Source organism: Pseudoxanthomonas sp. GM95, from assembly GCF_900109775.1.
In the GTDB taxonomy this organism is placed as follows: Bacteria; Pseudomonadota; Gammaproteobacteria; order Xanthomonadales; family Xanthomonadaceae; genus Pseudoxanthomonas_A.
This window is the reverse complement of sequence record NZ_FOAX01000001.1, coordinates 1,412,083-1,429,479: the sequence shown is the minus strand read 5'-3', so window position 1 is coordinate 1,429,479 and position 17,397 is coordinate 1,412,083. Positions and strand designations below refer to the sequence as shown.

The window sequence follows — 17,397 nt, the reverse complement described above, 5'->3', positions numbered from 1 at the left end:
GCTTGATAGTAAACGAATCGCCGGCGAAATTCAGTGAGGCCTGCGGGAGCGCTGCGTCCGCCTGAAAAACGCCCCGTGTCCGGCTGGCCCGAGTCCATGCAGCTGGAGCATTCCACCTGCGCGCCTTGATTCGACCCGCCCGGACCGCCACTCTATGCCCCGCACGCAACGGGCCCAATAGCGCCCGTTTTGCCCGGTTTTCCCTACTTTTTCGAGTATACATGAGCACTTCCAAGCACAGCCGCCTGTTGATCCTGGGCTCCGGCCCGGCCGGATGGACCGCCGCCGTCTACGCCGCGCGCGCCAATCTCAAGCCTGTGGTGATCACCGGCCTGCAGCAGGGCGGCCAGCTGATGACCACCACCGAAGTAGACAACTGGCCGGGCGACGCCCACGGCCTGATGGGCCCGGACCTGATGGCGCGCATGCAGGCCCACGCCGAGCGCTTCGAGACCGAGGTCATCTTCGACCACATCCACACCGCTGATGTCTCCCAGCGCCCGTTCAAGCTGATCGGCGATTCGGCCGAGTACACCTGCGACGCCCTGATCATCGCCACCGGCGCCACCGCCAAGTACCTCGGCCTGGAATCGGAAGAGGCTTTCAAGGGCCGCGGCGTCTCGGCCTGTGCGACCTGCGACGGCTTCTTCTATCGCGACCAGGACGTGGCCGTGGTCGGCGGCGGCAACACCGCGGTCGAGGAAGCGCTGTACCTGTCCAACATCGCCAACAAGGTCTACCTGGTCCATCGCCGCGACACCCTGCGCGCGGAAAAGATCATGCAGGACAAACTGCAGGCCAAGATCGACGCCGGCAAGATCGTCCCGGTCTGGCACCACACCGTGGACGAAGTGCTGGGCAACGAGGCCGGCGTGACCGGCCTGCGCGTGAAGTCGGTGCTCGATGGCAGCACCCAGGACCTGGTGGTGCACGGCTTCTTCGTGGCCATCGGCCATACGCCCAACACCAGCCTGTTCGACGGCCAGCTGGCCATGAACAACGGCTACCTGACCATCCAGTCCGGCCTGGACGGCAACGCAACGCAGACCACGGTGGCGGGCGTGTTCGCCGCGGGCGATGTGGCCGACCAGCACTACCGCCAGGCGATCACCTCGGCCGGTTTCGGCTGCATGGCCGCGCTGGATGCCGAGCGCTTCCTGGACAAGGGCGCCTGATCCGGTCCAGCCGATGATCTCGCTGGGAATGGAATCCCACGGACTGTTGCGCGCAATCGTCCTGCACGGCGGCGGGTTGGCCTGGCCAACCGCCGCCGTCTTCGTTTGGGCGCTCTGGCGCCTGCGCCACCGGGCGTGCTGGCGCCTGCTGCTGGCGATGGCGCTGGCGGCGAACCTGCTGTTCCTGTGGGCGCGCTTCATCGAGCCCAACCTGATCGTGGTCCGGCACACCGCACTGGCCGGCACCGGCGCCAGCGCCCGCATCGCGCTGATCGGCGACCCGCATGTCGGGATGTTCAAGGACGCCGCGTTCCTCGAACGCGTGGTCGCGCGGGCCAATGCGCTCAACGTCGACGCAGTCCTGCTCGCCGGCGACCTCACCTACGAGCCGCAGGGCCAATCGCTGGACGCGCTGCTGGCGCCACTGGCCAGGCTCAAGGCGCCGGCATATGCCGTGCTCGGCAACCACGACCAAGGCAAACCCGGTCCGGATATCGACATCGCGCTGCGCCGAACGCTGGCGTGTCACGGCGTGCAGGTGATCGAAGGCCGCGCAGTCAAGCTGAAGGGCTTCCAGCTGGCCGGGCTCGGCGACCGCTGGGCCGGCAAGGATGATCCGGCCATCCTCGCCACGCTGCCTGCCGATGCGCCCACGCTGGTGTTGGCGCATAACCCCGACAGCGCCGAGCGCCTGCAGCCCGCGCCGCATCTGCTGATGCTGGCCGGGCACACGCACGGCGGGCAGATGCGCATTCCCTTCCTTTACCGGCATGTGCTGCCGGTCCAATACGGCTTCGATCGCGGCGAGCAATGGCTCGATCGTCCGCAGGGCACGATCCGCGTCTTCACCACCGCCGGCGTCGGCGAAAGCGGCCTGCCGCTGCGGCTGTTCAACCCGCCCGTCATCGACGTGCTGGATTTACAGCCTTAATCGCAGTCCGCTTCTCGTGAGGGATCTAATGGAGGCGGACTGCGATGGCACCGCATTGCCCCCGCACGTCCACGCGCCACATGCGGCAGGCATGGGCATACTGGTCGCCCGTCCCGACGTCCCGCACACCGCCCCATGATGTCGAAGTGGAAACTGAGCTGGGGCCGCGTGACCCGTCGCATGTGGTTCCGCTCCACGCTTTATGGCGCCTTGGGCGTGGCAACCGCGCTGGCCGGTGCATTCGCGAAGTTCCTGCTTCCCACCGGGTTGGCCACGCGAATCGGCGCCGATTCGGTCGGCAACATCCTGGGTATCCTCGCCGCATCGATGCTCACGGTGACCATTTTTTCCCTGTCGACCATGGTGTCGGCCTACGGCTCGGCCTCCAGCGGCGCCACGCCGCGCGCGGCGCGCCTGCTGATCGAGGACACCCGCGCCCAGGGCGCGCTGGCGACCTTCATCGGCGCCTTCCTGTTCTCCATCGTCGGCTTGATCGCCCTGAGCACCGGGATCTACGGCGACAGCGGCCGGCTGGTGCTGTTCGGCGCGACCATCGCGGTGATCGTGGTCATTACCGTGACCTTGCTGCGCTCGATCGAGCAGCTCTCGCGCTTCGGGCGCATGGGCGAAACCATCGACCTGGTCGAGCGTGCAACCCTGCAGGCCATGCGCCTGCGCGCGGACGACCCGCTGTTGGGCGCCAGCCCCGCGCCGGACCAAATCCCCGAAGACGCCAGCCCGCTCTGCGCGGGCAAGGTGGGCTACGTCGAGCACATCGATACCGCCGGCCTGTCCGCCCTGGCCGAACAGCACGACCTGACGATCCAGGTCACCTGCCAGCCCGGCACGTTTGCCACGCCCGACCGGCCGCTGCTGTCGGTCCAGGGCCGGCTGGACGGTGACTTGATCACGCAACTGCAAGCGACTTTCAGCCTGGGCGACACGCGCATCATCGAGAACGACCCACGCTACGGCCTGGTGGTGCTGACCGAGATCGCACAGCGCGCCATGTCGCCGGCGGTGAACGACCCGGGGACCTGCATCGATGTGATCGGCACCTGCGTGCGACTGCTGAATGGCTGGGCCGAAAAGCGTGCCAGAGGCGAGCCGGCCGAGGTGCGGTTCCCCCGGGTACACATGGCGCCCCTGGCCGAAGCCGACATGTTCGATGACATCTTCCCCCCAATCTCCCGCGATGCAGCCGCCTCGCTGGAGGTCAACATCCGCTTGCAGAAGGCCTACGCGGCCATCGCCGCCAGCGGCTATGCACCGATGCAGCAAGCCGCCAGCGCGCACGCCGCACTGTCGTTGGCACGCGCGCTGCAGCACCTTGATTTCGCGCCGGACCGCGCTCGCCTCTCCAGCATCGCGCTGCGCGAAAACGGGCTATCGGCCCCGCCGCAAGGAACTTCGCCTTGATGGAGGCCCGCTGGATCCGCAGTCTGGACCAGGTCCCTCGCCAGGCCTGGGACGCCCTGCATGGCGGCGACAACCCTTTCGTCTGTCACGCGTTTCTGTCCGGTTTAGAACAAACCGGCTGCCTGCGCACGGACTGGGGCTGGACGCCGCAGCACCTGACGCTCTGGGCGGGCGACACGCTGATGGCCGCGGCGCCGGGCTACCTGAAAAGCAATTCGCACGGCGAGTTCGTGTTCGACCACGCCTGGGCGCACACCTACGCGCGCTACGGCGAGGACTATTTCCCCAAGTGGCTGTGCGCCGCGCCCTACTCGCCCGTGACCGGTCCGCGCCTGCTGGCCGCAACGCCGCAGGCCCGGCAGGCCTTGCTGGAGGCGATGACGGCGCACGTGCGGCGGCACGGCCTGTCCTCGGCCCACGTCAATTTCCACACCGCCGCCGAAGACGCCGACTTCGGGCCGGAATGGCTGGCCCGCACCGACGTCCAGTACCAGTGGCACAACAGCGTCGGTTGGGCAGACTTCGATGCCTTCCTGGGCGCGATGGACCACAAGCACCGCAAGAACATCCGCCAGGAGCGGGCCAAGGTCGCGCGCAGCGGCGTGCGTTTCCGCGTGCTGCATGGCGATGAGGCCAGCGACGACGACCTGGAGGCGATGTACGGCTTCTACCTGCAGACCTTCCACGAGTACGGCAATTCGCCGGCACTGACCCTGGATTTCATCCGCCACCTGGCACTGACGATGCCGCGCTCGCTGGTGCTGTTCCTGGCCGAACTCGAAGGCGTGCCGGTCGCCGGCGCGCTGTGCCTGCGGGGCGGCGACACGCTCTACGGCCGTTACTGGGGCGCCGATGCCACCCTGCCCGGCCTGCATTTCGAGACCTGCTACTACCAGGGCATCGACTATTGCCTGCGGCAGGGCCTGACCCGCTTCGAGCCCGGCGCGCAGGGCGTGCACAAGATCGCGCGCGGCTTCCTGCCGACCTTCGTGCGCAGCCGTCACTGGATCGCCGATCCCGGCTTCCGCGAGGCGCTGGGCCGCTGGTGCGCGGAAGAAAGCGCCGACGTCCGCGCGCATGCGCAGACGCTGGCCGAACGCTCGCCGTTTCGCGCGGCCGACGCGTGAGCGCGCGGCTGATCGTCGACAACGCGGGGACAGGCCTGCGATGAGCCGCCGTTTGCCGTTCCTGCTCGACACCGCACCAGATGCGCCTTTCCCCGATCCGCGCCTGGCGCTGCGCGAGCCCGATGGCCTGCTGGCCGTCGGTGGCGACCTCTCGCCGCAGCGCCTGCTCAACGCCTATCGCAGCGGCGTGTTTCCGTGGTATTCCGATGGCCAGCCGCTGCTGTGGTGGTCGCCCGACCCGCGCACCGTGTTCCGCACCGATGGCGTACGCCTGAGCACGCGGTTCCGACGCCAGCTGCGTGGCAGCGGCTGGGTGCTGCGCGCCGATACGGCTTTCGCCCAAGTGATGCAGGCCTGCGCAAGTGCGCCACGCCCCGGCCAGGACGGCACCTGGATCACGTCCGAGATGCTGGATGCGTATCTGGCGCTGCACCAGCTCGGCCACGCGCACTCGCTTGAAGTCTGGGACGGCGACGCACTGATCGGCGGCATCTATGGCGTGGTGATCGGCCGGATGTTCTTTGGAGAAAGCATGTTCAGCGCGGTCTCCGGCGGCTCCAAGGCCGCGCTGGCGGGCCTGGCCCGCACCCTCGCCGATTGGGGCTGGCCGCTGATTGATGCGCAGGTCGATAACGACCATCTGGGCCGCATGGGCGCCGAGCAGTGGCCGCGCGCGGAATTCCTCGCCCTCGTGGCAAAACAGGTCCAGTTCGACGAGGCGCCAGGCAGCTGGACGGCGCGCCTCGGCGAACTGCCGGGTTCCACGTTGGGCCACGGTTAACGCTATTTTTGCGATGACGGCGTAAGCGAGGTACAATGCGCGGCTCCGCGGGCAGCGCTTCCGTTGCCGCACTCTCAGCAGGCTTCCATGTCGAAAGACGATTCAATCGAATTCGAAGGCGCCGTCACCGAGACGCTGCCCAACACCATGTTCCGCGTGAAGCTGGAAAATGGACACGAAATCATCGCCCACATCTCCGGCCGCATGCGCAAGAACTACATCCGCATCCTGACCGGCGACAAGGTCAAGGTCGAAATGACGCCCTACGACCTGACCAAGGGCCGCATCACCTACCGCATGAAGTAAGTCGCCCAGGCGGCTTGTTTGAAAAGGCAGCTCTTCGAGCTGCCTTTTTGCGTTGGGCGATGTCGAGGAAACTGCCGCCCGACGCATTCATTCGCTTGGCCGGACACCGGGCAAAGAAAAAGCGGCTTGCGCCGCTTTTTCTCGCTCTCGCTTCCCGCGCGATCAGTCGACCGTGGCCGGCAAAAGGCGCTCCGGCTCGGACTGCGCGGTGACCACCAGCTCGTCGTCCTTGACGTCGATGCTGACCCGGCCACCGCCGATCAACTTGCCGAACAGCAGCTCGTCGGCCAGCGGACGCTTGATCTTGTCCTGGATCACGCGCGCCATCGGACGGGCGCCCATCTGCGGGTCGAAGCCATGCTGGGCCAGCCAGTCGCGCGCTTCCGGCGTGGCCGAGAGCGTGACGTGCTTTTCGTGCAGCAGCATTTCCAGCTCGATCAGGAACTTGTCCACCACGCGCAGGATGTGATCGAAGCCCAGCGCCTGGAACTGCACGATCGCATCGAGGCGATTGCGGAATTCCGGGGTGAAGCCGCGGCGGATCACTTCCATCGCATCGGTCGAGTGGTCCTGCTTGGTGAAGCCGATCGAACGACGCGACGCCTGCGCCGCGCCAGCGTTGGTCGTCATCACCAGGATCACGTTCTTGAAGTTCGCCTCGCGCCCATTGGTGTCGGTGAGCACGCCGCGATCCATGACCTGCAGCAGGATGTTGAAGATGTCCGGGTGGGCTTTTTCCACCTCGTCCAGCAGCAGCACGCAGTGCGGGGTCTTGACGATCTTCTCGGTCAGCAGGCCGCCCTGGTCGAAGCCGACATAGCCCGGAGGCGCGCCGATCAGGCGGCTGATCGAATGCGGCTCCATGTATTCGGACATGTCAAAGCGCACCAGCTCGATCCCGAGCTGCATCGCCAGCTGCTTGGTGACCTCGGTCTTGCCCACACCGGTGGGACCGGCGAACAGGAAATTGCCGATCGGCTTTTCCGGATTGCCCAGGCCCGAGCGCGCCAGCTTGATCGCCGAGGCCAGCGATTCGATCGCCGGATCTTGGCCGAAGATGACCATCTTCAGGTTGCGCTCCAGGTGCTGCAGCACGTCCTTGTCGGTCGCGCTGACCTGTTTGGCCGGGATGCGCGCCATCTTGGCGACGATCGTCTCGATTTCCTCGATGTCGATCAGGGTCTTGCGCTGCTCTTCCGGCAGCAGGCGCTGGCGGGCGCCGGCCTCGTCGATCACGTCGATGGCCTTGTCCGGCAGCAAGCGGTCGCCGATGTGCTTGACCGACAGGTCCACCGCGGCCTGCAGTGCATCGTCGGCGTAGCTGACGTTGTGGTGCGACTCGTACTTGGGCTTGAGGCCCTGCAGGATCTCGTAGGTCTCGGCGATGGTCGGCTCGACCACGTCGATCTTCTGGAAGCGACGCGCCAGGGCGCGGTCCTTCTCGAAGATGCCGCGGTATTCCTGGAAGGTGGTCGAGCCGATGCAGCGCAGCTCGCCCGACGCCAAGGCCGGCTTGATCAGGTTGGAGGCATCCATCGTGCCGCCCGACGCCGAACCCGCGCCGATGATGGTGTGGATCTCGTCGATGAACAGCACCGCGTTGGGCACCTTCTTCAGCGCGCCCAGCACCGCCTTCAGCCGCTTCTCGAAGTCGCCGCGGTACTTGGTGCCGGCCACCAGCGCGCCCAGGTCGAGCGAATAAATGACCGCGTCTTCCAGCACCTCGGGCACTTCGCCGTCAACGATGCGCTTGGCCAGGCCTTCGGCCAAGGCGGTCTTGCCCACACCGGCCTCGCCCACGTAGAGCGGGTTGTTCTTGCGGCGGCGGCACAGGACCTGGATGGTGCGTTCGATCTCTTCGGCGCGGCCGACCAGCGGGTCGATCTTGCCGTTGCGGGCCGCCTCGTTGAGGTTGCTGGCGTATTCGGCCAGCGCGTCGCCCTTGGCTTCGCCCTCGCCGCCTTCGGCCTTGCCTTCGGCCGCATCGCCGGAGGACGCCTGCGGCTCGCCCTCGCCCTGCTTGGCGATGCCGTGCGAGAGGTAGTTGACGATGTCCAACCGGGTCACGTCCTGCTGGTTGAGGAAGTAGACCGCGTGCGAGTCCTTCTCGCCGAAGATCGCCACCAGCACGTTGGCGCCGGTGACTTCCTTCTTGCCCGAGGACTGCACGTGGTACACGGCCCGCTGCAGGACACGCTGGAAGCCCAGCGTCGGCTGGGTATCGCGGCCATCGTCCTCGGCCAGGCGCGAGACCGAAGCCTCCACGGCCTGGTCCAGGTCGGTGCGCAGGCGGCCGGTATCGGCGCCGGTGGCCTTGAGGACCGCCTGGGCCGAGGGGTTATCGAGTAATGCGAGCAGGAGATGCTCGACCGTCATGAACTCATGGCGCGCCTCGCGGGCGCGCTTGTAGCACTGGCCGATGGTCTGCTCGAGGTCTTTGCTGAACATGGATCGCTCCCAACTGCTGTTGCCAACAATATGCGGCCTGTAGCGGGAATTTCCACAACGGGTTTGGACTGCAGTGTTCAGCCGGCGGTTGGCCAGGCCGTAGCCGGGGTCAAGACTGTTCCATCGTGCACAGCAACGGGTGCTGGCTCATCCGGGAAAACTCGTTCACCTGGGCGACCTTGGACTCTGCCACCTCGCGCGTGTAGACCCCGCACACGCCCCGACCGCGGGTGTGGACGTGGAGCATCACCTGGGTGGCCTTTTCGATGTCCATGTTGAAAAACTGCTGCAGCACCGAGATCACGAAATCCATCGGCGTGTAGTCGTCGTTGAGCAGCAGGACCTGGTAGAGCGGCGGTGGCGCGACTTCTGGCTTGCCGGTTTCGACAAGGACGCCGTGCTCATGCTCGTGTTGGGGGGTGCGGGGCATGGGGGAATTATACGGATTGGACTGGCCGCGTCTGCGCACGCACAATTTGCCTGGTGAAGATTTCCCACCGCGTGCGCGTGCGCGATGGATTTACGCGCAACTGTCCCAATATCGGGTCAATTCCCTGCATGACGTCCCTGCGATGACCTTCGAGAACGACCGCTTCTGGCAACCCGACACCACCGTGGCCACGATCGTCGTGCGCGACGGCAAGCTGCTGATGGTCGAGGAACATGCCGAAGGCCGGCTGGTGCTCAACCAGCCCGCGGGCCATCTGGAGCCGGACGAAAGCCTGCTCGACGCCGCCGTGCGCGAGACCCTGGAGGAAAGCGCCTGGACGGTGCGCCTGACCCAGTTCGTCGGCGCTTACCAGTGGAAGGCCGAGACCGGCCGCCACTACCTGCGCTTTGCCTTCGCCGCTGAACCGGTCACGCACGATGCAGCGCTGGCGCTGGACGAGGGCATCGTCCGCGCGGTGTGGATGACGCCCGAGGAATTGCAGCAGGCGCACGCGCGCCACCGCAGTCCACTCGTCTGGAAGGTGGTCGAGGACTATCTGGCCGGCCGCCGGTTCCCGCTGACAGCCGTGAACCAGCTCACATGAGCACCCCGCGCATCGTGGTCGGCGTGTCCGGCGGCGTGGATTCGTCGGTGGCGGCGCTGCAGCTGGTCCAGGCCGGCGAGCCGGTGGCCGGCTTGTTCATGCAGAACTGGTCCGACGACGGCAGCGGCGAATGCCGCGCCGAGGACGACCGCCGCGACGCGGTCGCGGTCTGCGGCCGGTTGGGCATGCCCTTCCACTTCCGCGATTTCTCCCAGGAATACTGGGACGGTGTGTTCGCGCATTTCCTGGCCGAATACGCGGCCGGCCGCACGCCCAACCCGGATGTGCTGTGCAACCGCGAGGTGAAGTTCAAGCATTTCATCGACGCGGCGCGCGAGCTGGGCGCGGAGAAAATCGCCACCGGCCACTACGCCCGGGTCGAACAGCGCGGCGCGCGCTGGCACCTGCTGCGCGGCGCCGATGCGGGCAAGGACCAGAGCTACTTCCTGCATCAGCTCGGGCAGGAGCAGCTCTCGGCCACGCTGTTCCCGATCGGCCACCTGCACAAGCCGGACCTGCGCGGGATCGCGCGCGAAGCCGGCCTGCCGGTGCACGATAAAAAGGATTCCACCGGGATCTGCTTCATCGGCGAGCGCGATTTCCGCCAGTTCCTGGGCCAGTACCTGCCGGCCAAGACCGGCGAGATGCGCGATCCTGACGGTGCGGTCATCGGCCAGCATCCGGGCGTGTTCTTCTTTACCCTTGGCCAGCGCGAAGGCCTGAACATCGGCGGCGTGCGCGGCCGGCAGGCGGCGCCCTGGTACGTGGTCGGCAAGGACGTGGCGACCAACGTGCTGTACGTCGACCAGGACACGCGCAGCCCCTACTTGCATTCCACGCGCCTGCGCAGCGAGGCCATGCACTGGATCGCCGGCAGCGCCCCGGCGGCGCGCTTCGACTGCAGCGCACAGACCCGCTACCGACAGGCCGCCGAGGCCTGCACGGTCCACGTTTTAGAGGACGGAACACTGGATATCGAATTCGCCCGCGCGCAACGCGCCGTCACACCCGGTCAGTCCGTCGTGCTCTACGACGGCGATGACTGCCTGGGCGGGGCCGTGATCGCGACCACCAACGCGCCGCTGGAAGTGCGCCTGCAGGAGCGCGCGGCATGAGCGCACCGCTGAACGAGCGCGTGCTCGCGCTGGCCGCGTTGGCCCAGGCACTGGCGCAGGTGCGCCGCATCGCCGAGACCGGGCATTCGGACAACAGCGCCACCGGCGCGGTGCTGGACAGCGTGTTCCGCATGGATGCGCCGTCGACCGAAGCCGTGTACGACCGCGCCGCCAACCTCGGCCCGGGCCTGCGCCTGGTGCGTGATTACTTCGGCGGCGAGAACAAGGACCCGTCCCTGCCCCGCCTGGCGATGGCGGTGCTGCAGGTCGAGCGCCGCTTCATCCATGAGGACGACACCGTCCAGGCCGTCACCGGCGGCCTGGAGGAAATTGCGCCCCAGGCCAGCGAGCGCGGCAGCACGCATCCGGACGTGCTGATGGCGCTGGGCACGCTCTACGCCGACACCATCAGCCACCTGCGCCCGCGGGTGATGGTCCAGGGCAATCCGCACTACCTGGCTCAGCCGGGCGTGGTGTCAGAGATCCGCGCGATCCTGCTGGCCGCGGTACGCGCGGCGGTGCTGTGGCGGCAGCTGGGCGGCAGCCTGTGGGACTTCGTGTTCGCCCGCAAGGCGATGGCGCAGGCCGCGCGTGGCTGGCTGGGCGCCTGACGCCTGCAGCGCCGACACCTTCGCCCGCCGGTTGATCCGCGGCGCGTAGTAGGCAAAGAAAAAGCCCGGCGAACGCCGGGCTTTTTCTTGTCGCACTTCAAACCTGATCAGGCGGCGGTCTTCTCGCCGACCTTGTAGTCCTCGATCTGGTCGAAGTTCATGTAGCGATAGATGTCCGCGCTGGAGGCATCCAGCACGCCCACGCCTTCCATGTATTCGGCCTTGGTCGGGATGCGACCCAGGCGCGAGCAGATCGCGGCCAGTTCGGCCGAACCCAGGTACACGTTGGAGTTACGGCCCAGGCGGTTGGGGAAGTTGCGGGTGGAGGTGGAGAACACCGTCGCGCCTTCCTTCACCTGCGCCTGGTTGCCCATGCACAGCGAGCAGCCCGGCATTTCCATGCGCGCACCGGCCGCGCCGAAGGTGCCGTAATGGCCTTCCTTGGTCAGCTCGGCGGCATCCATCTTGGTCGGCGGGGCAACCCACAGCTTGGTCGGGATGTCGCGCTTGCCTTCCAGCAGCTTGGACGCGGCGCGGAAGTGGCCGATGTTGGTCATGCACGAACCGATGAACACTTCATCGATGGTCGCGCCGGCCACTTCGGACAGGGTCTTCACGTCGTCCGGGTCGTTCGGGCAGGCCAGGATCGGCTCGTGCACGTCGGCTAGGTCGATGTCGATGACCGCGGCGTACTCGGCATCGGCGTCGCCCTTGAGCAGCTGCGGGTCGGCCAGCCAGGCTTCCATCTTCTCGATGCGGCGCTGGATCGAACGCGGATCCTGATAGCCCTCGGAGATCATCCACTTCAACAGCGTGATGTTGCTGTTGATGTACTCGATGATCGGCTCCTTGTTGAGGTGCACGGTGCAACCGGCGGCCGAACGCTCGGCCGAGGCATCGGACAGCTCGAACGCCTGTTCGACCTTCAGGTCCGGCAGGCCTTCGATCTCCAGGATGCGGCCGGAGAAGATGTTCTTCTTGCCCTGCTTGGCCACGGTCAGCAGACCGGCCTTGATCGCATACAGCGGGATTGCGTTGACCAGGTCACGCAGGGTCACGCCCGGCTGCAGCTTGCCCTTGAAGCGCACCAGCACGCTCTCGGGCATGTCCAGCGGCATCACGCCGGTGGCCGCGGCGAAAGCGACCAGGCCCGAACCGGCCGGGAACGAAATGCCCACCGGGAAACGGGTGTGCGAGTCGCCGCCGGTGCCGACGGTGTCGGGCAGCAGCATGCGGTTGAGCCAGCTGTGGATCACGCCATCGCCCGGACGCAGCGAGATGCCGCCGCGGGTGGAGATGAACTCCGGCAGGGTGTGATGCGTCTTGACGTCCACCGGCTTCGGATACGCGGCGGTGTGGCAGAACGACTGCATCACCAGGTCAGCCGAGAAGCCCAAGCAGGCCAGGTCCTTCAGCTCGTCGCGGGTCATCGGGCCGGTGGTGTCCTGTGAACCGACCGAAGTCATCTTCGGCTCGCAATAGGTGCCCGGACGCACGCCCTGGCCTTCCGGCAGGCCGATCGCACGGCCGACCATCTTCTGCGCCAGCGAGAAACCCTTGCCGGTATCGGCCGGCTGCTGCGGCAGGCGGAACAGGTCGGTCACCGGCAGGCCCAGCGCTTCACGCGCCTTGGCGGTCAGGCCGCGGCCGACGATCAGCGGGATGCGGCCACCGGCGCGCACTTCGTCGAACAGCACGTCGGACTTGACCTGGAATTCGGCAATCACGTTGCCGTCCTTCAGCGCCTTGCCTTCGTACGGACGCAGTTCGATCACATCGCCCTGCTCCATCTGCGACACGTCCAGTTCGATCGGCAGCGCGCCAGCGTCTTCCATCGTGTTGTAGAAGATCGGGGCGATCTTGGAACCCAGGCACACGCCGCCGAAACGCTTGTTCGGGATGAATGGGATGTCTTCGCCGGTCCACCACAGCACGGAGTTGGTCGCCGACTTGCGCGAGGAACCGGTGCCGACCACGTCGCCCACGTAGGCAACCAGGTGACCCTTGTCCTTCAGGTCCAGGATCTGCTGGATCGGGCCGCGCTTGCCGTCTTCTTCCGGGGTAAACGGCGCGCCGTCGCGCTTGTTCTTCAGCATCGCCAGGGCGTGCATCGGGATGTCCGGGCGCGTGGTGGCGTCCGGCGCCGGCGACAGGTCGTCGGTGTTGGTTTCGCCCGGCACCTTGAACACCGTCAGCGTCATCGACTGCGGCACTTCCGGCTTGGTGGTGAACCACTCGGCATCGGCCCAGCTCTGCAGCACGGCCTTGGCGTTGGCATTGCCCGCGTCGGCCTTTTCCTTGACGTCGTGGAAGGCGTCGAAGATCAGCAACGTGTGCTTGAGGCCTTCCGCGGCGATCGCGCCGACGTTGGCGTCGTCCAGCAACTCGACCAGCGGGTGCACGTTGTAACCGCCGAGCATGGTGCCGAGCAGTTCGGTCGCGCGCGCGCGGCTAATCAGGTCGTTCTTCTCGGTGCCGAAGGCAATCGCGGCCAGGTAACTGGCCTTGACCTTGGCGGCATCGTCCACGCCGGCCGGCACGCGACTGGTGATCAGGTCGACCAGAAACTCGGCTTCGCCGGCCGGCGGGCTTTTCAGCAGCTCGATGACGGCGGCGGTCTGCTGCGCGGTCAGCGGCAGCGGCGGGATGCCCAGCGCGGCGCGCTCGGCAACGTGGTGGCGATAGGCTTCCAACATGGTCAACTCCCGGTTGATGCGTAAATAAAGTGGGTGGAACTCAGACCTGCGGCACGATCAGGCGCAGGCCCTTGAAGTAGTCGCGATAGAACGGCTGGCTGTAGGTGATCAGCGCGTCGCACTGCAACAGCGCATGCGCCCCGACCAGGAAATCCGGCAGCGTCTGCGGACCACCGCCACGCTGACGATAGCGCCGTTGCATTTCACCCGCGCGCAGGGCGGATTTGGCTTCCAGCGCGTTGAAATGGATGCCCATCTCTTCCAGCACGCCCAGAGCCTCGGTGCCGTTGCGCAGCGCGCCGCAGACTTCGGCCAGGGCCACGTCGCACACAACCACGCGACCGTTGGCCAGGCATTGGCGCAGGCAGGCTTCGGCGGCGTCGGCCTGGGGGCCATTGGCCAGCAGGTCGACCAGCACGGGGGAATCGATGGCAATCACGTCAGGGGCTCGTTACTTGCTCAGGCCTTGGACGGCTCGCGGGTGGCGCGCACGGCGGCCTCGGGCGATTCGAATCCATCCAGCGCAAAACGCCCACGGGCCTTGGAAATCGCGTCGTCGACGCTCTTGCGCAGCACGATGCGGCTGCCGTCGAGTTCAACCTTCAACAATGTGCCCTTGGTCAGGCCGAGCGCGTCGCGGACGGCCTTGGGAAGGGTGATCTGACCGCGTTCGGCGACCGTGGCTTCCATGGAATGCCCCTTGAAGTATGCACAGATTATACATACTTGGAGTTCCATACTGTTAGCGGAAAGCTGAGCCACAGCCCGTCTCAGATGCCTCTGCGCGGACACCCCTCTGTCACGCACCGGCGCCGATACTGAACAGGATCAGGTGGTCATCGAGCAGCCAGCCCTGCCGCACCGGCGATGGGCAAGTCACATCGAACAGGAGCACAAGTATGAGCGACACCTTCAAGACCCGCAGCCAGCTGGACGTCGCCGGCGCCACATACACCTATTTCAGCCTGCCCACGCTGGGCAAGCAGTACGACATCGCCCGCCTGCCCTACTCCATGAAGATCCTGCTGGAGAACCTGCTGCGCGGCGAGGATGGCGTCAGCGTGACGCCCGAGCACATCACCGCCGTCGCCCAGTGGCAGCCCACCGCCGAGCCGGACACCGAGATCGCCTTCATGCCCGCGCGCGTGGTGCTGCAGGACTTCACCGGCGTGCCGTGCGTGGTTGACCTGGCCGCGATGCGCGATGCGGTGGTCAAGCTGGGCGGCGACGCCGAGCAGATCAACCCGCAGATCCCGTCCGAACTGGTGATCGACCATTCGGTGCAGGTGGATGTGTTCGGCAAGCCCGACGCGCTGGATCTCAATGGCAAGATCGAGTTTCAGCGCAACAAGGAGCGCTACGGTTTCCTGCGCTGGGGCCAGAAGGCCTTCGACAATTTCAAAGTGGTGCCGCCAAGCACCGGCATCGTCCACCAGGTCAATCTTGAGAACCTGGCCCGTGTGGTGATGACTGCAGAGAAGGACGGCACGACCGTCGCGTATCCGGACACCGTGTTCGGCACCGACTCGCACACCACCATGATCAATGGCATCGGCGTGCTGGGCTGGGGCGTGGGCGGGATCGAGGCCGAGGCCGCGATGCTGGGCCAGCCTTCTTCCATGCTGATCCCGCAGGTGGTCGGCTTCGAACTGACCGGCAAGCTGCCCGAGGGCGCGACCGCCACTGACCTGGTCCTGACCGTTACGCAGATGCTGCGCAAGCATGGCGTAGTCGGCAAGTTCGTCGAGTTCTTCGGCGAAGGCCTGCAGCACCTGCCGCTGGCCGACCGCGCCACCATCGGCAACATGGCGCCGGAGTACGGCGCGACTTGCGGCATCTTCCCGATCGATGGCGAATCGCTGAACTACCTGCGCCTGTCCGGCCGCAGCGAAGACCAGATCGCACTGGTCGAGGCCTACGCCAAGGCCCAGGGCCTGTGGCACGACGCCGACAGCCCGCACGCCGACTACAGCGCCACGCTGCGCCTGGACATGGGCGAGGTGAAGCCCTCGCTCGCCGGCCCCAAGCGTCCGCAGGATCGCGTCCTGCTGAGCGACATGCAGACGAACTACCGCGACAGCCTGGTGCCGTTCGCCGAAGCGCGCGAAAAGAAGCGCCACAGCGACGCCAAGCAGGAAGACCGCCTGGCCAACGAAGGCGGCGGCGGCACCGGCGTGGGCACCAAGGAATCGCAGGCCGAATCGACCGCCGACAGCGGCGCGGGCTGGGAATTGACCGATGGCGCGGTGGTGATCGCTGCGATCACGTCCTGCACCAATACCTCCAACCCGGCGGTGATGCTCGGCGCTGGCCTGCTCGCACGCAACGCGGTGGCCAAGGGCCTCAAGGCCGCGCCGTGGGTGAAGACCTCGCTCGGCCCGGGTTCGCTGGTGGTCACCGATTACCTGAAAAAAGCCGGCGTCCTCGACGACCTGGAAAAACTCGGCTTTTACGTGGTCGGCTACGGCTGCACAACCTGCATCGGCAACTCCGGCCCGCTGCCGGATGACGTGTCCGCCGCGATCGCCAAGGGCGATCTGGTGGTGTCTTCGGTGCTGTCGGGCAACCGCAACTTTGAAGGCCGCGTGCACCCGGAAGTGAAGATGAACTACCTGGCCTCGCCGCCGCTGGTGGTCGCCTACGCCATCGCCGGCACCACCGACATCGACCTGACCACCCAGCCGCTGGGCCAGGACGCGAGCGGCAAGGACGTGTTTCTCAAGGACATCTGGCCGACCAACAAGGAAATCGGCGACTTCATCGCCAAGACCATCGGCCCGGAGATGTTCAAGAAGAACTACGCCGATGTGTTCAAGGGTGACAGCCGCTGGAACAGCATCGAATCGCCCGACGGCGGCCTGTACGCATGGGATGGCGACTCGACCTACATCAAGAATCCCCCTTACTTCGACGGCATGTCGGCCAGTTCGGGCACGATCGATGACGTGCACGGCGCACGCGTCATGGGCGTGTTCGGCGATTCGATCACCACCGACCACATTTCCCCGGCCGGCAACATCAAGAAGGATTCGCCGGCGGGCCGCTTCCTGCAGGAACGCGGCGTGCAGCCGGCCGACTTCAACAGCTACGGCAGCCGTCGCGGCAACGATGACGTAATGGTGCGCGGCACCTTCGCCAACATCCGCATCAAGAACCTGGTGTTCGGCGGCGAGGAAGGCGGCAACGCGCTGTACTACCCCAAGGCCGGCGGCGAGCCGGAAAAGCTGGCGATCTACGACGCGGCGGTGAAGTACAAGGCCGACGGCGTGCCGCTGGTGGTCCTGGCCGGCAAGGAATACGGCACCGGCTCCTCGCGCGACTGGGCGGCCAAGGGCACCAACCTGCTCGGCATCAAGGCCGTGATCGCCGAGAGCTTCGAGCGCATCCACCGCTCCAACCTGGTCGGCATGGGCGTGCTGCCGCTGCAGTTCAAGGACGGCGCCAACGCACAGTCGCTGGGCCTGGATGGCTCGGAAGTCATCGACGTCACCGGCCTGAAGGATGGCGACTCCAAGACCGCGCAGGTGGTGGCGAAGAAGGCCGACGGCAGCGAGGTGAAGTTCGAGGTCCGCGTGCTGCTGCTGACGCCGAAAGAAGTCGAATACTTCCGCCACGGCGGCCTGCTGCACTACGTGCTGCGCCAGCTGGCTGCGAAGAAGGCGGCCTGAGCCACAGGCGCTTCGCCTGACGCGATTGTCATCGGCACCATAGAAAAGGCCCCGCACTGCGGGGCCTTCTTCTTTTCAGATCAGCG

Annotated in this window: 15 protein-coding genes; 10 read left to right on the top strand and 5 right to left on the bottom strand. The window is 66.4% G+C overall.

The features are described 5' to 3' along the window. Positions 1–221 precede the first annotated feature (221 nt). The 6 genes from trxB to infA all read left to right on the top strand — a co-directional run bounded on the left by trxB (position 222) and on the right by infA (position 5,739). A complete protein-coding gene (gene trxB, locus BMZ17_RS06760; protein WP_093137448.1) occupies positions 222–1,175 on the top strand; it encodes a thioredoxin-disulfide reductase in 954 nt (317 codons plus the stop codon). Positions 1,176–1,203: 28 nt separating this feature from the next. Next, positions 1,204–2,106 carry a metallophosphoesterase gene (locus tag BMZ17_RS06755; RefSeq protein WP_175485489.1) on the top strand — a complete coding sequence of 301 codons (903 nt, stop codon included), beginning with the start codon at positions 1,204–1,206 and terminating at the stop codon, positions 2,104–2,106. 138 nt (positions 2,107–2,244) lie between these two features. Continuing rightward, positions 2,245–3,525: a DUF2254 domain-containing protein gene (locus BMZ17_RS06750; protein ID WP_254775193.1), complete on the top strand. Its 1,281-nt coding sequence runs from the start codon at positions 2,245–2,247 to the stop codon at positions 3,523–3,525. Next, complete coding sequence (locus BMZ17_RS06745) at positions 3,525–4,652, top strand: GNAT family N-acetyltransferase (RefSeq protein WP_175485488.1); 1,128 nt, start codon at positions 3,525–3,527, stop codon at positions 4,650–4,652. The genes BMZ17_RS06750 and BMZ17_RS06745 overlap by 1 nt, the downstream gene beginning before the upstream one ends. A 40-nt stretch (positions 4,653–4,692) precedes the next feature. Next, positions 4,693–5,433: a leucyl/phenylalanyl-tRNA--protein transferase gene (gene aat, locus BMZ17_RS06740; RefSeq protein ID WP_093137438.1), complete on the top strand. Its 741-nt coding sequence runs from the start codon at positions 4,693–4,695 to the stop codon at positions 5,431–5,433. Positions 5,434–5,520: 87 nt separating this feature from the next. Further along, positions 5,521–5,739: a translation initiation factor IF-1 gene (gene infA, locus BMZ17_RS06735; protein WP_014160711.1), complete on the top strand. Its 219-nt coding sequence runs from the start codon at positions 5,521–5,523 to the stop codon at positions 5,737–5,739. 162 nt (positions 5,740–5,901) lie between these two features. On the opposite strand, the gene clpA is transcribed toward infA, so the two are convergent. Then, on the bottom strand, positions 5,902–8,187 hold the full coding sequence (gene clpA, locus BMZ17_RS06730) for an ATP-dependent Clp protease ATP-binding subunit ClpA (RefSeq protein ID WP_093137435.1): 2,286 nt from the start codon (positions 8,185–8,187) through the stop codon (positions 5,902–5,904). A gap of 109 nt (positions 8,188–8,296) precedes the next feature. Continuing rightward, a complete protein-coding gene (gene clpS, locus BMZ17_RS06725) occupies positions 8,297–8,617 on the bottom strand; it encodes an ATP-dependent Clp protease adapter ClpS (RefSeq protein ID WP_093137432.1) in 321 nt (106 codons plus the stop codon). Between the two features lie 142 nt (positions 8,618–8,759). Here clpS and BMZ17_RS06720 point away from each other — a divergent pair, with 142 nt between their 5' ends. Genes BMZ17_RS06720 through hflD form a run of 3 tightly spaced genes read left to right on the top strand, consistent with a single transcriptional unit; the run spans position 8,760 to position 10,947 of the window. Further along, positions 8,760–9,221 (top strand): NUDIX hydrolase, encoded by a 462-nt coding sequence (locus BMZ17_RS06720; RefSeq protein ID WP_093137429.1) that lies wholly within the window; start codon positions 8,760–8,762, stop codon positions 9,219–9,221. After that, positions 9,218–10,336 carry a tRNA 2-thiouridine(34) synthase MnmA gene (mnmA, locus tag BMZ17_RS06715; RefSeq protein ID WP_093137426.1) on the top strand — a complete coding sequence of 373 codons (1,119 nt, stop codon included), beginning with the start codon at positions 9,218–9,220 and terminating at the stop codon, positions 10,334–10,336. The genes BMZ17_RS06720 and mnmA overlap by 4 nt, the downstream gene beginning before the upstream one ends. Continuing rightward, entirely contained in the window at positions 10,333–10,947 is a 615-nt protein-coding gene (gene hflD, locus BMZ17_RS06710; protein ID WP_093137423.1) for a high frequency lysogenization protein HflD, read from the top strand. The genes mnmA and hflD overlap by 4 nt, the downstream gene beginning before the upstream one ends. A 107-nt stretch (positions 10,948–11,054) precedes the next feature. Here the strand turns inward: hflD and acnB are convergent, their stop codons facing one another. Genes acnB through BMZ17_RS06695 form a run of 3 tightly spaced genes read right to left on the bottom strand, consistent with a single transcriptional unit; the run spans position 11,055 to position 14,333 of the window. Further along, entirely contained in the window at positions 11,055–13,643 is a 2,589-nt protein-coding gene (gene acnB, locus BMZ17_RS06705) for a bifunctional aconitate hydratase 2/2-methylisocitrate dehydratase (RefSeq protein WP_093137420.1), read from the bottom strand. Positions 13,644–13,683: 40 nt separating this feature from the next. Next, on the bottom strand, positions 13,684–14,082 hold the full coding sequence (locus BMZ17_RS06700; protein WP_093137418.1) for a type II toxin-antitoxin system VapC family toxin: 399 nt from the start codon (positions 14,080–14,082) through the stop codon (positions 13,684–13,686). A gap of 20 nt (positions 14,083–14,102) precedes the next feature. Next, complete coding sequence (locus BMZ17_RS06695; RefSeq protein WP_093137416.1) at positions 14,103–14,333, bottom strand: AbrB/MazE/SpoVT family DNA-binding domain-containing protein; 231 nt, start codon at positions 14,331–14,333, stop codon at positions 14,103–14,105. 209 nt (positions 14,334–14,542) lie between these two features. Between BMZ17_RS06695 and acnA the strand changes: the two genes are divergently transcribed. After that, positions 14,543–17,311 (top strand): aconitate hydratase AcnA, encoded by a 2,769-nt coding sequence (acnA, locus tag BMZ17_RS06690; protein WP_093137414.1) that lies wholly within the window; start codon positions 14,543–14,545, stop codon positions 17,309–17,311. Positions 17,312–17,397: the final 86 nt, after the last annotated feature.

What these genes read in the sequence shown, in the direction of transcription:
- trxB (WP_093137448.1), top strand. Translation starts at nt 222, where the DNA reads ATGAGCACTTCCAAGCACAGCCGCCTGTTGATCCTGGGCTCCGGCCCG.
- BMZ17_RS06755 (WP_175485489.1), top strand. Translation starts at nt 1,204, where the DNA reads ATGGAATCCCACGGACTGTTGCGCGCAATCGTCCTGCACGGCGGCGGG.
- BMZ17_RS06750 (WP_254775193.1), top strand. Translation starts at nt 2,245, where the DNA reads ATGTCGAAGTGGAAACTGAGCTGGGGCCGCGTGACCCGTCGCATGTGG.
- BMZ17_RS06745 (WP_175485488.1), top strand. Translation starts at nt 3,525, where the DNA reads ATGGAGGCCCGCTGGATCCGCAGTCTGGACCAGGTCCCTCGCCAGGCC.
- aat (WP_093137438.1), top strand. Translation starts at nt 4,693, where the DNA reads ATGAGCCGCCGTTTGCCGTTCCTGCTCGACACCGCACCAGATGCGCCT.
- infA (WP_014160711.1), top strand. Translation starts at nt 5,521, where the DNA reads ATGTCGAAAGACGATTCAATCGAATTCGAAGGCGCCGTCACCGAGACG.
- clpA (WP_093137435.1), bottom strand. Translation starts at nt 8,187, where the DNA reads ATGTTCAGCAAAGACCTCGAGCAGACCATCGGCCAGTGCTACAAGCGC.
- clpS (WP_093137432.1), bottom strand. Translation starts at nt 8,617, where the DNA reads ATGCCCCGCACCCCCCAACACGAGCATGAGCACGGCGTCCTTGTCGAA.
- BMZ17_RS06720 (WP_093137429.1), top strand. Translation starts at nt 8,760, where the DNA reads ATGACCTTCGAGAACGACCGCTTCTGGCAACCCGACACCACCGTGGCC.
- mnmA (WP_093137426.1), top strand. Translation starts at nt 9,218, where the DNA reads ATGAGCACCCCGCGCATCGTGGTCGGCGTGTCCGGCGGCGTGGATTCG.
- hflD (WP_093137423.1), top strand. Translation starts at nt 10,333, where the DNA reads ATGAGCGCACCGCTGAACGAGCGCGTGCTCGCGCTGGCCGCGTTGGCC.
- acnB (WP_093137420.1), bottom strand. Translation starts at nt 13,643, where the DNA reads ATGTTGGAAGCCTATCGCCACCACGTTGCCGAGCGCGCCGCGCTGGGC.
- BMZ17_RS06695 (WP_093137416.1), bottom strand. Translation starts at nt 14,333, where the DNA reads ATGGAAGCCACGGTCGCCGAACGCGGTCAGATCACCCTTCCCAAGGCC.
- acnA (WP_093137414.1), top strand. Translation starts at nt 14,543, where the DNA reads ATGAGCGACACCTTCAAGACCCGCAGCCAGCTGGACGTCGCCGGCGCC.